Origin of the sequence: Sphingopyxis sp., assembly GCF_965227415.1 — a bacterium.
Classification (GTDB): Bacteria; Pseudomonadota; Alphaproteobacteria; order Sphingomonadales; family Sphingomonadaceae; genus Sphingopyxis.
Window position 1 is genome coordinate 2,914,401 of the sequence record NZ_OZ245749.1, and the last position, 14,296, is coordinate 2,928,696.

11 protein-coding genes and 1 tRNA gene are annotated in these 14,296 nt (G+C 64.8%); 6 read left to right on the plus strand and 6 right to left on the minus strand.

The genetic code is table 11. From position 1 onward, the window contains the following. Positions 1–44 precede the first annotated feature (44 nt). Together ACO055_RS14310 and ACO055_RS14315 are read left to right on the plus strand one after the other, a co-directional pair. Positions 45–1,169, plus strand: a complete 1,125-nt coding sequence (locus tag ACO055_RS14310) for a sensor histidine kinase (protein WP_422062476.1) — start codon at positions 45–47, stop codon at positions 1,167–1,169. Then, positions 1,166–1,972, plus strand: coding sequence for a LytR/AlgR family response regulator transcription factor (locus ACO055_RS14315; RefSeq protein ID WP_422059545.1), 807 nt, complete (start codon positions 1,166–1,168; stop codon positions 1,970–1,972). The genes ACO055_RS14310 and ACO055_RS14315 overlap by 4 nt, the downstream gene beginning before the upstream one ends. 110 nt (positions 1,973–2,082) lie before the next feature. Here the strand turns inward: ACO055_RS14315 and ribA are convergent, their stop codons facing one another. From ribA to ACO055_RS14335, 4 genes are all read right to left on the minus strand, one after another. After that, on the minus strand, positions 2,083–3,138 hold the full coding sequence (ribA, locus tag ACO055_RS14320; RefSeq protein ID WP_422059546.1) for a GTP cyclohydrolase II: 1,056 nt from the start codon (positions 3,136–3,138) through the stop codon (positions 2,083–2,085). Beyond that, positions 3,135–3,923, minus strand: coding sequence for an exodeoxyribonuclease III (locus tag ACO055_RS14325; protein ID WP_422059547.1), 789 nt, complete (start codon positions 3,921–3,923; stop codon positions 3,135–3,137). Before ACO055_RS14325 ends, ribA begins: the two co-directional genes overlap by 4 nt. Before the next feature lie 336 nt (positions 3,924–4,259). Continuing rightward, entirely contained in the window at positions 4,260–4,901 is a 642-nt protein-coding gene (locus tag ACO055_RS14330; protein ID WP_422059548.1) for a LolA family protein, read from the minus strand. 112 nt (positions 4,902–5,013) lie between these two features. After that, a complete protein-coding gene (locus ACO055_RS14335; RefSeq protein ID WP_422062477.1) occupies positions 5,014–7,326 on the minus strand; it encodes a DNA translocase FtsK 4TM domain-containing protein in 2,313 nt (770 codons plus the stop codon). 143 nt (positions 7,327–7,469) lie between these two features. Between ACO055_RS14335 and ACO055_RS14340 the strand changes: the two genes are divergently transcribed. After that, a complete protein-coding gene (locus ACO055_RS14340; protein WP_422059549.1) occupies positions 7,470–8,699 on the plus strand; it encodes an FAD-dependent monooxygenase in 1,230 nt (409 codons plus the stop codon). Between the two features lie 41 nt (positions 8,700–8,740). Here ACO055_RS14340 and ACO055_RS14345 read toward each other — a convergent pair whose 3' ends face one another. Together ACO055_RS14345 and ACO055_RS14350 are read right to left on the minus strand one after the other, a co-directional pair. Beyond that, positions 8,741–9,391, minus strand: a complete 651-nt coding sequence (locus tag ACO055_RS14345; RefSeq protein ID WP_422059550.1) for an LON peptidase substrate-binding domain-containing protein — start codon at positions 9,389–9,391, stop codon at positions 8,741–8,743. Next, entirely contained in the window at positions 9,391–10,302 is a 912-nt protein-coding gene (locus tag ACO055_RS14350; protein ID WP_422059551.1) for a tetratricopeptide repeat protein, read from the minus strand. Before ACO055_RS14350 ends, ACO055_RS14345 begins: the two co-directional genes overlap by 1 nt. A 161-nt stretch (positions 10,303–10,463) precedes the next feature. Here ACO055_RS14350 and ACO055_RS14355 point away from each other — a divergent pair. The 3 genes from ACO055_RS14355 (at position 10,464) to ACO055_RS14365 (ending at position 14,234) form a co-directional block, all read left to right on the plus strand. Further along, positions 10,464–10,538 (plus strand) — tRNA-Gly (locus tag ACO055_RS14355). A gap of 288 nt (positions 10,539–10,826) precedes the next feature. Then, the gene (locus tag ACO055_RS14360) at positions 10,827–12,020 is read left to right on the plus strand and encodes a DUF932 domain-containing protein (RefSeq protein WP_422059552.1); all 1,194 of its coding nucleotides are present in this window, start codon (positions 10,827–10,829) and stop codon (positions 12,018–12,020) included. Between the two features lie 120 nt (positions 12,021–12,140). Beyond that, the gene (locus tag ACO055_RS14365; protein ID WP_422059553.1) at positions 12,141–14,234 is read left to right on the plus strand and encodes a ParB/RepB/Spo0J family partition protein; all 2,094 of its coding nucleotides are present in this window, start codon (positions 12,141–12,143) and stop codon (positions 14,232–14,234) included. Positions 14,235–14,296 lie beyond the last annotated feature (62 nt).

Below are 14,296 nucleotides of genomic sequence, written 5' to 3' on the forward strand. Positions count from 1 at the left end.
TGGCATCGCGCCCCTTGGCGCTGACCGTCGACAACAGCGCTGCAATGCCGCTCTTTGGATTTTCGTCGCCAGAGCCGTTTTTCGGCAACAAGGTGCGCGCGTTCTGGAACCTCCAGCTTCTCGGCTGGGCGGCGTGGCTCGGACTGCGCGGCGTGTCGGGGCTTGCCAATGGCCAGCCCTTCACCTTCCTGATTCCCCAGACGATTTCGGCGATCACCGGTTTCTCGCTGACGCTGGTTCTTTCGGTCTGTTACCGCGCGCTGATCAATCGCCGCCCGCTGCTGATGTGGGGCGTCAGCTTCGGCCTCGCCGGGGTCGCGACGGCGCTCTGGGCGTTCATCGACGCCTGGGTCGCACAGATCCAGAATCCCGCGAGCGAAGCCGGTTTCACCAGCTTGCTGCTCGGCGCGGTCTATATCGACGCCACCTCGCTTGGCGCCTGGTCGGCGCTCTATTTCGCGATCAACTATTTCCTCCAGCTCGAAGAGCAGGCGGATCGCATGCTCCGGCTCGAGGCGCAGGCGGCATCGGCGCAGCTCGCGATGCTGCGCTATCAGCTCAACCCGCATTTTCTGTTCAACACGCTGAACAGCATTTCGACCCTGGTGCTGCTCAAACAGTCCGAGCCCGCGAATGCGATGCTGTCGCGCCTGTCGGCGTTCCTGCGCTACACGCTCGCCAACGAGCCGACCGCACAAGTCACGCTGGCGCAGGAGATCGAAACGCTGAAACTGTATCTCGATATCGAAAAGATGCGCTTCGAGGACAGGTTGCGCCCGCATTTCACGATCGATCCGGCGGTCGCGCGCGCGCGCCTGCCCTCGCTATTGCTTCAACCGTTGATCGAAAACGCCATCAAATATGCGGTGACGCCACAGGAAGACGGCGCCGACATTATGATTTCGGCTCAGCTTGCCGGTCAAAACGTCCGGATTACCGTGTCCGACACCGGCTCGGGATTGTCAGGGGAAACGACCGACCCCACCACAGGACTTGCAACGGAATCGACCGGCGTGGGTTTAGCCAACATCAGAGACCGTCTGGCGCAGGCTTTTGGCGACCAGCAACGGTTCGAGGCCCAGACGGGCGCTGAGGGCGGATTCACGGTGATCGTCGAATTTCCGTTCCAGCCCGACGGGCAAATGACGATTGGAACCGAACGCACATGACGATCAGAACCATCCTGGTGGATGATGAGAAATTGGCGACCCAGGGCCTGCAACTGCGGCTCGAAGCGCATCCGGATGTCGAAATTGTCGACACCGCATTGAACGGCCGCGAGGCCATCCGAAAGATCAAGACGCACAAACCCGATCTGGTGTTCCTCGACATCCAGATGCCGGGGTTCGACGGCTTTTCGGTGATCCAGGGCCTGATGGAGGTCGAACCGCCGCTTGTGGTGTTCGTCACCGCCTATTCGGACCATGCGATCCGCGCGTTCGAGGCGCAGGCTGTCGACTATCTGGTCAAGCCGGTCGAGCCCGAGCGACTGGCCGATGCGCTCGACCGGGTGCGCCAGCGGCTGACCGAAAAGCGCGGCGCCGCGGAAGTCGAACGCCTCAAGACCGTGCTTGCCGAAGTCGCGCCCGACGCGGCCGACGATTATGACGCCGAAATCCAGCCCGACGCCCACGCCGCCGACCGCTATGAAAAGATGATCAACATCAAGGATCGCGGGCAGATCTTTCGCGTCGATGTCGACAGCATCGAACGCATCGACGCCGCGGGCGATTATATGTGCATCTATACCGCCGACAACAGCCTGATCCTGCGCGAGACGATGAAGGATCTGGAAAAGCGGCTCGACCCGCGCAATTTCCAGCGCGTGCATCGCTCGACGATCGTGAACCTGTCGCAAGTCAAGCAAGTCAAGCCGCACACCAACGGCGAATGCTTCCTCGTGCTCGGTTCGGGTGCGCAGGTGAAGGTCAGCCGCAGCTATCGCGACGTGGTCGCGCGGTTCGTGCACTGATACCGCGCCCCTCGTCACGGCGAGGAGCGTAGCGACGAAGCTATCTCCAGCCATCGGCCTGGCCCGACAATAGCTGGAGATTGCTTCGCTTCGCTCGCAATGACGAAACGTTAGAGCTGGTGCCCCGTCCGATCGCGCTTCGTCGCGAGATATTGCTCGTTATATTTGTTGGTCGGCAGCGCCAGGGGCAGGCGCTCGACCACCTCGACGCCCTCCTTTTCCAGCCGCGCGACCTTCTCCGGATTGTTCGTCATCAGCCGGATGCGCGGGATGTTGAGCAACGCGAGCATCCGCGCGGCGATCGCAAAATCGCGCGCCTCGACCGGAAAGCCGAGCCGCAAATTGGCGTCGACGGTGTCATAGCCCTGATCCTGCAGCGCATAGGCGCGCAGCTTGTTGACGAGGCCAATCCCGCGGCCTTCCTGCCGCAGATACAACAGAACGCCCCACGGCGCGTCGGCCATCGCGTGGAGCGCGGCGTGAAGCTGTGGCCCGCAATCGCATTTGAGGCTGCCGAGCACGTCACCGGTCAGGCATTCGCTGTGCAGGCGCACGACAGGCGGGTTGCCGTCGCGCTTGCCGATGACGAGCGCGACATGGTCTGACGCTTCCTCGGGGGAGCGGAACGCAACGATCTCGGCGCTTTCGCTGGCCTCGACGGGCAGCCGCGCGCGCGCCGCAATCTGGAGCCGCGCGGAGTCGAGCAGGACCGCGACATCGTCGGCCGAACATTCGGTTTCGGCCGGGCCCGCCGCGTCGCGGACAAGAAAGGCGGGAAGCAGGCCGGCATGGCGCGCCATCGTCATCGCAGCCGTTGCCGCGCTTTCACCACCCGTCGCGATGGTACGAAACGGACCTTTCAACGGGTTCGCCAGGTCGAGCGCGGGGTCGGCGATCGCAAGCGCCGCCGCCACGGATCCGGCGGCGCCCGCCAGTCGCACCGGCCCCGGTGCCGCCGCAACGCGCTGGTTCGTCAGCTTCAGCGTGACCGCTCGCTCGCCCGACAGCAGCACATCGCCGCTCCCGAAATCGTCGCGCGCTTCGTCGCGCGCGCTTTCGACCGCAAGCAGGTCGAGCGCGCCGTCGGTTCCGGTCACGCGGAACGGCCAGCCGCGGCGCAGCGCGTCGATCGCGCGCGCCGCTCTCCGGGCGCCGGCATAGCTCAAAAAGCGAACTCGGTGATCAGCGGGATATGGTCGGAGGGGCGTTCCCAGCTCCGTGTCGGCTGCACGATGCGATGCGCCACGGCTTTGGGCAGCAGGTCGGGCGTCACCCACATATGGTCGAGCCGGCGGCCGCGGTTCGACGCTTCCCAATCCTTCGCGCGATAGCTCCACCAGGTATAGAGCGGGGTCGGCGCCGCGACGAAATGGCGTCCCAGGTCGACCCACTGCGAGGCTGCCTGCAGTCGCGCCAGCGTCTCGACCTCCAACGGCGTGTGGCTGACGACGTCGAGCAGCGCCTTGTGGTTCCACACATCGCTTTCGAGCGGTGCGACATTGAAGTCGCCGGTCAGGACGGTGGGTGTGTCGGCGAGCGCCCGCGACCATTCGGTCATGCGGCCAAAGAAATCGAGCTTCTGCCCGAACTTCGGGTTGAGATCGCGATCGGGAATGTCGCCGCCGGCAGGAATATAGACATTGTCGAGCCGCACGCCCGACGGCAGCGTGACGCCGACGTGGCGCGCCTCGCCATTCGCCTGCCAGTCATATTTGCGCACGTCGGTCAGCGGCACTTTGCTGATGATCGCGACGCCATGGTGCATGCGCTGGCCGTTGGTGACGATGTGGGTGTAGCCAAGCTGCTCGAACATCCCCTTGGGGAACAGCCCGCATTCGACCTTTGTCTCCTGAAGGCAGAGTATGTCGGGCGCTTCTTCGCGCAGGAATTTCTCGACGATGCCGATGCGCGCGCGGACGCTGTTGATGTTCCAGGATGCGATGCTTGTCATGCTGCGGCTCTATCGGCGCGCGCGGGGGTGCGCAACGGAGTCTTGTCGGGCAGCGGGCTGGCTTCGCTTGCCGCATGAGCGGTAAAAGGAAACGCCCGAAAAACATAAACCCCCGTTCCAGGGGCGGTGGAACGGGGGTTCAAGGTCAGCGTTCGTCACGCTCTTGAATGAAGACACCGGGCGATCCGGATGGGGCAACAGGGGGAAACCCAATGCCGGGGCCGTTTGGCGTCTTCGAGAACCGAAATAGCGCTGCTTCCCTGTCGCCAAGCTGAACAAGGCGGCCTTCGGCGCCGTTCGTCGGCCAGGATCGGCCGTTCGTCGAAGCTGCGCCGCCTACTTCCGCTGGCGCGGCCGCGGGTCGGTCCATTTGAACGCGGAGTCGGCGACGGCGACGTTGAACTGCTGGTTGCTGAGGTCGATGCGCGTGCGGTTGTTCTGCGAATCGAGCGCGACCCAGCCGCGCAGCCGCACCCCGCCCGGCGACGATCCGTCGCGGATGAACACCATCGTGATCGTTCCATATTCGGGGCGCTTGGGATCCTTGACCTCGACGCTCAGCACGTCGCCGCTGCCCGTCGGCAGCACCTTCGCATATTTCGTCAGGTCGCGTTCGGGATCGAGCAGCGCACCCAGCGGCGAATTCTTCACCGGCCAGCTCTGCACCTGCTTTACCTGATAATCGATCATGGTCAGGCGGCTGCCGTCGCCGACGATCAACAGCGGAACATCCTTCTGATACTGGAAGCGGATCTTGCCCGGGCGCTTCAGCGTCAGCTTGCCCGACACGCGCTGGCCGTTGCGGTCGGTCTGGACGAAGTCCGCGGTCATCGATGTCGTCGCCTTGAGGTGCGTCTGCACCGATGCCAGCGCATTGGCCGGCTGGGCAATCGCGGGAGCGCCGATCAAGACAGCCGCGGCAAACGCCGGGGCAAGGGCCACAGCGGCAAGACGGGTCAGGGTCGTTTTGAAGATCATCTGGCTCTCATTCTGGTCGAGGTTCGGTCGGGGCATGCGGCGCGGGCATTGAACCCGCGCTGAACCCCGCCGTCAGAGGGCGTTCAAGTCCCGAACGGGGTAAATGGTTCCGTCACCGCTGCTGGCCGTACTGGTCGGTCAGCACGTCGCGGCGGCCGACATGGTTGGGCGGGCTGACCAGCCCTTCCTCTTCCATCCGTTCGATCAGGCGCGCCGCGCTGTTGTACCCGATACGCAGCTGACGCTGGAGCCAGCTCGTCGAGGCCTTCTGGCTTTCGACGACGATCTGGCACGCTTTCGCGTACATGCGATCCTCGGCGCTGTCGCCGCCCGCGGGCGCGCCTTCCATGGCGAAGCCGCCATCCTCGGGGTCTTCGGTGACGCTCTCGACATAGTCGGGGCGGCCCTGCCCGCGCCAATGGTCGGCGACCGCGCGGACTTCGTCGTCGGACACGAACGGCCCGTGGATGCGGGTGATCTGCTTGCCGCCGGGAACATAGAGCATGTCGCCCTTGCCGAGCAGCTGTTCGGCGCCCGCCTCGCCCAGGATCGTGCGGCTGTCGATCTTCGAGGTGACGTTGAAGCTGATGCGCGTCGGCAGGTTCGCCTTGATGACACCGGTGATGACGTCGACCGACGGGCGCTGTGTCGCCAGGATCAGGTGGATGCCCGCGGCGCGCGCCTTTTGCGCGAGCCGCTGGATCAGGAATTCGACCTCCTTGCCCGCGGTCATCATCAGGTCGGCCAGCTCGTCGACGACCACCACGATCTGCGGCAGCGGCGCATAGTCGAGCGTCTCTTCCTCATAGATCGGCTGGCCGGTGTCGGGGTCATAGCCGGTCTGGACGCGCCGCCCGAGCGACTTGCCCTTGGCCAGCGCGCCGCGCACCTTGTCGTTGTAGCTCGCGAGGTTGCGAACCGACAGCGACGACATCATCCGGTACCGGTCCTCCATCTGCTCGACCGCCCATTTGAGGGCGCGGATCGCCTTCTTGGGCTCGGTGACCACCGGGGCGAGCAAGTGCGGAATATCGTCATAGACGCTCAGTTCCAGCATCTTGGGATCGATCATGATCATCTTCACCTGGTCGGGGCCAAGGCGATAGAGGAGCGACAGGATCATCGCGTTCAGCCCGACCGACTTGCCCGAACCGGTGGTGCCTGCGATCAGCAGGTGCGGCATCGGGGCCAGGTCGGCGATCATCGCGTCGCCGCTGATATTCTTGCCGAGGATGATCGGAAGTGCGCCCGATTGGTCCTGAAACAGCGCACTACCGATGATTTCATGCAGCACCACTGCTTCGCGATGCGCGTTCGGCAGCTCGATACCGATGACCGTGCGCCCCGGAATCGGTGCGATTCGCGCCGACAGTGCCGACATGTTCCGCGCTATATCATCGGCCAAATTAGACACCCGACTAGCCTTGGTCCCCGGCGCGGGTTCGAGTTCGTACATGGTGACGACCGGGCCGGGGCGCACCGCGGTGATCACGCCCTTGACCTGGAAATCCTCGAGCACCGATTCGAGCAGGCGGGCGTTGCGTTCAAGTGCCGCCTTGTCGATCTGCCCCGCGGGACGGTCGGGAGCCGGCGCAAGCAGGTCGATCGAGGGCAGCTGATAATTGGTGAACAGCTCGGTCTGCGGCTTGGCCTTGGGCTTCGACGGCGCCGAGCGCTGGACGGGTTCGGCGATTTCCGGCGGCGCGCGGTCGCTTGGCTCAGCGCGCGGGCGCGGGCGGATGACGCGTTCCATCAAATTGGGTGCCTTCGCGCCGGTATCGATCGCGCGCGCAGGTTCGACGACGCGGCTGCTGTCGGGAACGGGCAGCTTGAAGCGCTGCGACCAGCCTTTTTCGAGGCGGAGTGCGCGCCACGCGAGCCAGATGCCGAGCCCGAGCAGCGCGAGGATCGTTGCGAAACGGATCAGCGCTGACGCGGGGTCGCCTGCCAGCTGGAACCACGGGGCGATCGCGCCGCCGACGACAAGCGCGATGATCCCGCCCCAGCCTGCGGGCAGCGGCGATGCGTTTGCGGGCGCCCACAGTTCGGCGCCAAGCCCTGCGAGCAATATGCCGCCGAAGCTATAGGCAAGTTGGCGGACCCAATAGGGTTGCAGCTCGCCGATCCACAGCCGCCACGCCATGATGCCGAGCAGAGGCAACAGAAGGGCGATCGGAGCACCGCCGACGGACAGGCCAAGGTCGGCGAACCATGCACCGGGCGCTCCCATCCAGTTGGCGGCGCTGCCACCTGCCGCCGTGTTCAGCGCTGCATCGGTGCTGTCATAGGTCAGGAGAGCAAGCGTCAGGAACAGCGTGAAGGCGGCAAGCGCCACCGCCGCCGCGATCACAAGGCTGCGCGCAATGCTTTGCCGGAAAACGGTGCGCCAATCGGCCTTTGCGGCGACGGGCTTGCGGCTGGCCATGCTGAAATCGGTCCCCATGAGTTAACCACGGCGATATGCACATGCGGTGGACTCGCCGTCAAGCATGGCCCGTTTCGGCAGGGCGCCGTGAACCGCTCGTCCACGGTCTTTCCAATCGAAGCACAGCGAGCTAGGGCGAGGTGATGAGCGAAACCCTGCGCAGCGATGTCCTGATCTCGGGCGGCGGCCTTGTCGGCCAGGTGCTCGCGCTCGCGCTCGCGCACCACGGCCTTTCGTCGCAGATTGTCGATCCCGCCGATCCGGTGGCGACGATCGCGCCGGGATTCGATGGCCGCGCTTCGGCCATCGCCAGCGCGACGTGGCAAATGTTCGAAGTGCTCGGCATTGCCGATCGGCTCGCGGGCCATGGATGTCCGATCCATGCGATCAAGGTCAGCGACGGCGGGCAGGCGGGCGAACTCGACTTCGTGACGTCGCCGGAGGATCGCGCACTCGGCACGATGATCGAGAATCGTCAGCTGCGCATCGCGCTCGCCGCGGCGCTCGCCGACGCGCCGCTCGTGCGTCTGTTGATGCCGTCGCACGTCGTCACCCGCGATGTCGGGGTCCATGGCGTCACCTTGACGCTCGCGGACGGGACGACACTCGCCGCGCCTCTGCTGATCGTTGCCGAAGGTCGCCGCTCCCCCACGCGCGACGCGGCGGGATTCAGCATTGCGAACTGGTCGTATCACCATCATGCGATGATCGGTGCGGTGGCGCACAGCAAGTCGCACGATCGCGTCGCGCATGAAATCTTCTTTCCGTCCGGACCCTTCGCGCTGTTGCCACTCGTCGACGATGCGCAGGGGCGGCATCGTTCGGCGTTCGTGTGGACGGTGTCCGAAAAGGACGGGCCGGGCTTTGCCAAACTCGGCGACCGCGGCTTCACGGCCGAGCTGGAGAAGCGCGCCGGCGATCTTCTCGGGTCGATGGAACTCGTTGCGCCAAGGATGACGTATCCGCTTGGCTTTCACCACAGCGCAAAGATCGTGGCCGACCGCATCGCGCTTGTCGGCGACGCGGCGCACGGCATTCATCCGATCGCCGGTCAGGGGCTCAACCTTGGTTTGCGCGACGCCGCCGCGCTTGCCGAAGTGCTCGTCGATGGCGCTCGCCTTGGCCTCGATCTCGGCGATGCCGCGCTGCTCGCACGCTACCAGCGCTGGCGCGGGCTCGACAGCCTGATGGTCAGCCTGGCGACCGATGGCCTCACGCGGCTGTTCGGCGTGCCGGGCCGCACCGCTTCGGCGGTGCGCCGCGCGGGCCTCGGCGCGGTGCAGCGCATGCCGATGCTCAAGCGCTTCTTCATGGACGAAGCGCGCGGCGAAGCTGGCGACCTGCCGCGCCTTCTCGCGGGCGCCGAAATCTAGATATTACCGCTGAGCGACGGGCATGCCGCCGCCAAATCCAGCTATTGCAGCGTCGCGCGGCCATCGTCGCCGTCGAAACGGCCAAAGAACTGCATCATCTGGACGACGAGCTCGGCGCGCGCATCGATCGGCGTCGCTTCGAGCAGCGCCTGTTTCGCTGCCGCGTCAAAGGGCGCGACCTGCGCAATGCCGTTGACCAGCGTCGCGTCGTCAAGTTGGCCGACCGAATCCCAATCGACGACATAGCCTTGCCGCGCGGCAAAGCGTTTGGCCTCGCGCTCGAGGCTCGCGCGCTCGATGCTCGACAGGACGGCGTCCTCCTCGGCTTCGATCTCGATCTCGGCCTCGACCTGCCGGAACGGCGTCGTGACGTCGAGTTCGCGGCGGACGCGGAACCGCGCGACCCCTTCGAGCACCAGGTTGAAGCGGCCTTCGTCGAGCGCCTCGACATCGATGATCCGGCCGACACAGCCGACGTCATAGAGCGCGGGCGGTTCGCGAAACTCTTCGCCAGGAAGTTGTCGCGGCTGGATCATCCCGATCTGCCGGTCGCGCGCGAGCACTTCCTGGACCATCGCTTTATAGCGCGGCTCGAAGATATGGAGCGGCAGGTGCAGCCCTGGAAAAAGGACGGTCCCGGGAAGCGGAAAGATCGCAATCCGCTGAATCGTCAAAGGCGCTGCGTCAGCCATCAGCCGAAGAGGATGAGCGACAGGCGGCGGCGCTGCGCTGCGACCCACGGGTCTTCAAGCCCGACGGCCTCGAACAGCGACAGCAATTTCGCGCGCGCCGCTCCCTCGTTCCATTCACGGTCGGCCGCAACGATATGAAGCAGATTGTCGGCAGCGGCATCGCGCTGTCCGGCACCGATCTGCGCCGAAGCGAGGTCGAGCCGCGCCTGATGATCGTCGGGATTTGCGGCGACTGCGGCTTCAAAGCCGGCCAGCTCGCCTGCGTCGGGGGCATCGGCAGCGAGCGCCAGCGCACTCTTCGCCTGTGCGACCGCGGCATCGCCGGCAAGGTCGGCCGGAACCATGTCGAGCGCGGCTTGCGCGCTAGCCAGGTCGCCAGCGAGGACCAGCGCGCGGATCAGTCCGGCATGCGCGGCGGCATTGTCGGGCGCCATTTCGACGATCTGGCCAAAGATGCCGACCGCACGTTCGCCATCGCCCTCGACGAGCACGGCCTCGCCCATCTCGATCAACGGTGCGATCTCGATCGCGCGGGCACCCGCCTCGCTCTCGATCGGCAGCTGCCCGAGCAGCTGGTCGAGAATCGTCTTGAGCTGGCTTTCGGTGCGCGCATTGGTCAGGTTCGCGACCGGCTGACCCTGAAAGATCGCATAGACGGTCGGGATCGACTGGACCTGGAACTGGCTCGCGATGAAACCGTTCGCGTCAACGTCCACCTTCGCCAGCACGACGCCCTTGTCGGCATAATCGGCGGCGACCTTTTCAAGCACGGGGCCAAGCTGCTTGCACGGCCCGCACCATTCGGCCCAGAAATCGAGGATGACGAGCTTCGTCATCGAGGGATCGACGACATCGCGACGGAAGGCTTCGACAGCTTCCTTTTCCTGCGGGTTCAGACCGAGAGTGGCCACGGCGGCTATGCTCCTTGTTGTGCGCTTGCCTGCTTATGTGGGAATTTCGGCGCATATGCCAACCCTTCGGCAAAAATCGCAAACAGGGCTTGCCGACTCCAAAAGCCGGTGCTAATCGCCCGCCTCACCCGCTGGCACCCACCCGGTCGCCAGCCGCCAGAGCGGGCGTAGCTCAGGGGTAGAGCACAACCTTGCCAAGGTTGGGGTCGAGGGTTCGAATCCCTTCGCCCGCTCCAGTTTTCCTTAGAAAATCAGTCACTTAGCGTCGCGCGGTCAGCGCGTTTTGTGGTGACACGGGCAATTGCAGACCGCATTGTCTCCACAATGTCTCCAGATAATATCGCAAATACGGATAGACGCGGCAGTTTTCGCGTGGCCAGCCCGTCGCGCGCGGCATGCGCCGTGCCAGTCCGCACGCCCGGCGCGCTACATCCGCTGGCCCATAGAGTGAGAGGGGAACGGGGAAACCCGTGACGGGCAAGGGCTTGGAGAGAGGCTCCGAGCGCTCGTCGCGGAGATTTGCCATGACCCACCCTATCCAATCGGCGACCGCCGACATCGCGCCGGGCTACAAGGTCGATATTTCGCGCGGTCAGCGCATTGACCGCGTTTCATCCGAATGGTTCTCGCGCCCCGACGACGAGCGCTACCTTTCCTTGAACGAGCTTTTTGACGTCGTCCGCGCGCGTGCCGAAGCCGCAACTGCCAGGACAGTCGAGACGCGCGCGATCCGCGTCGAGGCCGCCAGCGACAATCCGGAGCGGCTCATTCTCCTGCTCCCTGACCGCGACGCGCCTGTGGCGCCAACCCATTGGTCCTTCGGCCAGCTCTGCAGCCTTGTGGGCGCACCTTCGGGCTATTTGCGCCAGCTGCCTGCGGCCCTGGCGGGGATCAACATGCAGCACGGGTTGCTCGCGCATCGCGGCGAGTTGGTGAAAACTCTTGAGACGGGCGACGGCCGCACCGAACTGCGTGCCGTCACCGGCCCGGATTATGGGCGCATCTGGGACCATGAGCTGGTGTCGGCGGTTATGAAGATCGCGGGCAATGGAACGGGCGACACGCGTTGGAAAGTGCCGGGCATGCTCGACTGGTCGACGATGCGGCACAATCCATTGGTCGAGGTCACCAAGGACACGACGACGCTCTATGCGAGCGATCGCGACGTATTTCTCTTTCTCGTCGACGATATGAACCCGATCGAGGCGGGCCGACTTCCCAACGGAGACCCCGATCTCTTCTTTCGCGGCTTCTATTGCTGGAACAGCGAAGTCGGATCGAAAACGCTCGGCATGGCAACCTTCTATCTTCGCGCCGTTTGCATGAATCGAAATATCTGGGGCGCGGAAGGCTTTGAGGAAATCAGCATCCGCCACAGCAAGTTCGCCGCTGGACGGTTCGCGCAGGAGGCTGCGCCAGCTCTTGAGCGCTTCGCGTCGTCATCGCCGGGTTCATTCCTGGATGGAATCAAGGCGTCTCGGGCTGCCATCGTCGCACGCGACGCCGACGAGCGACAGAATTTCCTCCGCAAGCGGGGTTTCTCGAAAGGCGAGACCGAAAAGATCATCGCCACCGTCCTTCAAGAAGAAGGACATCCGCCATCGTCGATCTTCGATTTCGTCCAGGGCATCAATGCTGTGGCCCGGGATCGTCCGCATCAGGACGCGCGGCTGGAGCTTGAAGGAAAGGGAGCAAAATTGCTCGCGTCGGTGCGCTGATCCGGCGTCGCGTCTTCGTCCGGCGTGGTCCGCTTCCTTAGAGGAAGAGGGCTGCGCCGGAGCCATGGCGGGTTGAAAGCCGGGAGAGAGTCTCGCGGTGGCCCGTCATGGAGACGAGTCATGACGAAACAGGCAAAAATCACGCTCAGCGGCGCGCGGGACATCCCGTTCAGTGCCCTCATGCTGAGCCAGGCCAATGTGCGGCGCGTCAAGGCAGGTGTGTCGATCGACAGCCTCGCCAGCGACATCGAACGGCGCGGCCTGCTCCAGAGCCTGACGGTTCGGGCGCAGCGCGACGGGGATGGCAACGAGACGGGGCGCTACGAAGTCCCTGCCGGCGGCCGCCGGTTCCGGGCGCTGCAGCAACTCGTCAAGCAACGTCGCATGGCCAAGACCGAACCGGTCCCCTGCATCGTCCGCGATGATGACGCGGTGTCGGCCGAGGAAGATTCGCTGGCCGAAAATGTCCATCGCGAGCCGTTGCACCCTCTCGACCAGTTCCGTGCGATGCAGAAGCTCGTCGAGCAGGGCAGCGACATCGAGACGGTGGCGGCGACCTTCATGGTCACCCCGGCGGTCGTGAAGCAGCGCCTCAAGCTCGCGGACGTGTCGCCGAAGCTGCATGACATCTACGCCGAGGACGGCATGACCCTCGATCAGCTGATGGCCTTCTCGGTCGCGAGCGATCATGCGCGCCAGGAACAGGTCTGGGAAATGCTCCAGACGAGCCACAACCTGCAGCCCTGGTTCATTCGCGCCCGGCTCACCGAGGACAAGGTGCGCGCGTCGGATAAGCGGGTGCGCTTCGTGACGCTCGAAGCCTATCTCGCGGCTGGCGGCCACGTCCTGCGCGATCTCTTCGAATCCGATGACGGCGGCTGGCTCGAGGATGTCGCACTGCTCGATCGCCTGCAGACCGAAAAGCTCGAAACCGAGGTTGCAGCGATTGCGGCAGAGGGCTGGAAGTGGGTCGAGGCCGCGACCGATTTTCCTTATGGGCACACTTATGGCCACCGCCCACTCGAGGGCGAGGAAAGCCCTTCGAGTGAAGAAGATGAGGCGCGGCTCGAGGCGCTCCGCGAGGAAGCCGACCGGCTCGAAGATCAATGGGCCGGCGAAGATGAAATCCCCGATGAAGTCGCCGCCCGCATCCAGGCGATCGACGAGGAGATCGCGCCACTCGTGTCGAAGCCGCTCATCTACGATGCCGCCGAGGTTGCCATTGCAGGCGCCTTCGTGAGCATCGATGTGGACGGGTCGCTTCATGTCGAACGCGGTTTCGTTCGGCCCAAGGACGAGCCCGCCGAGGTGGCCGACGATGCCGAGCCGGCCGCCGACGAAGGCGAGCCCGATCAGGATCGCGCCGGCGACGGAGCGGAGGGTGACGAAAATGGCTCGGCAGAGGAAGGCGCCGACGAAGAAGATCCCGACGATCTCCTTCGTCCGCCGCCGGATAGGCTCGTTACCGATTTGACGGCGCACCGGACGCTTGCGCTCCGCGATGCCGTGGCGTCGAGCCCGCTGGTCGCTTTCGCTGCCATGCTGCACGCGCTGGTTCTCGAGACCTTCTACACTTACGCGACGTCGGGGAGCTGTCTTGGCATCGCAATGCGCAGCAATCGGCTGATCGGCTATGGGACAGGCCTCAACGATACGGCGTCGGCAAAGGCAATCCAGGAGCGGCACGAAAGCTGGTCGGCGCGGCTGCCCGACGACACGACCGAACTCTGGACGGCACTGACGGCCTTCAATGCCGATGAGCAGGCCGCGATTTTCGCGCACTGTGTGTCGTTCGGCATCGATGCGGTGTGGGAGCCGGCGACCCAATATAATCAGGGTCGCGTCTCGGCGCGCGCGGTCGCGAATCGCATCGAGCACTCGCATATCCTCGCGCGGGCGGCGAACCTCGACATGGTGGCGGCAGGCTGGACGGCGACTGTCACCAATTATCTCGGCCGCGTGACCAAGCCGCAAATTCTCGCGGCGGTCGAAGAAGCCTGCGGAACCGACGTCGCGGGTCGTCTCGGCGGCATGAAGAAGCCCGAGATGGCGAGCGCTGCCGAAGAGCTCCTGCAGGGCAAGGGCTGGCTCGCCAAGCCGCTCCGCATGCCGGAACCGGCAATTGCGGCGGATCAAGATCCGGCAAATGACGACGAGGTGGCGGATACCGACGATCACGATGGCGAAGCCATCGACGCCGTGGCAGCCGAATAGGCCCCGTCCCTGATAACCTTCCGGGAAGTTCGGCTTCGTGCTGGACTTCCCTTTTTTCTGCC

What these genes read in the sequence shown, in the direction of transcription:
- ACO055_RS14315 (WP_422059545.1), top strand. Translation starts at nt 1,166, where the DNA reads ATGACGATCAGAACCATCCTGGTGGATGATGAGAAATTGGCGACCCAG.
- ACO055_RS14360 (WP_422059552.1), top strand. Translation starts at nt 10,827, where the DNA reads ATGACCCACCCTATCCAATCGGCGACCGCCGACATCGCGCCGGGCTAC.
- ACO055_RS14345 (WP_422059550.1), bottom strand. Translation starts at nt 9,391, where the DNA reads ATGGCTGACGCAGCGCCTTTGACGATTCAGCGGATTGCGATCTTTCCG.
- ACO055_RS14325 (WP_422059547.1), bottom strand. Translation starts at nt 3,923, where the DNA reads ATGACAAGCATCGCATCCTGGAACATCAACAGCGTCCGCGCGCGCATC.
- ACO055_RS14365 (WP_422059553.1), top strand. Translation starts at nt 12,141, where the DNA reads ATGACGAAACAGGCAAAAATCACGCTCAGCGGCGCGCGGGACATCCCG.
- ACO055_RS14335 (WP_422062477.1), bottom strand. Translation starts at nt 7,326, where the DNA reads ATGGCCAGCCGCAAGCCCGTCGCCGCAAAGGCCGATTGGCGCACCGTT.
- ACO055_RS14330 (WP_422059548.1), bottom strand. Translation starts at nt 4,901, where the DNA reads ATGATCTTCAAAACGACCCTGACCCGTCTTGCCGCTGTGGCCCTTGCC.
- ACO055_RS14340 (WP_422059549.1), top strand. Translation starts at nt 7,470, where the DNA reads ATGAGCGAAACCCTGCGCAGCGATGTCCTGATCTCGGGCGGCGGCCTT.
- ACO055_RS14310 (WP_422062476.1), top strand. Translation starts at nt 45, where the DNA reads ATGCCGCTCTTTGGATTTTCGTCGCCAGAGCCGTTTTTCGGCAACAAG.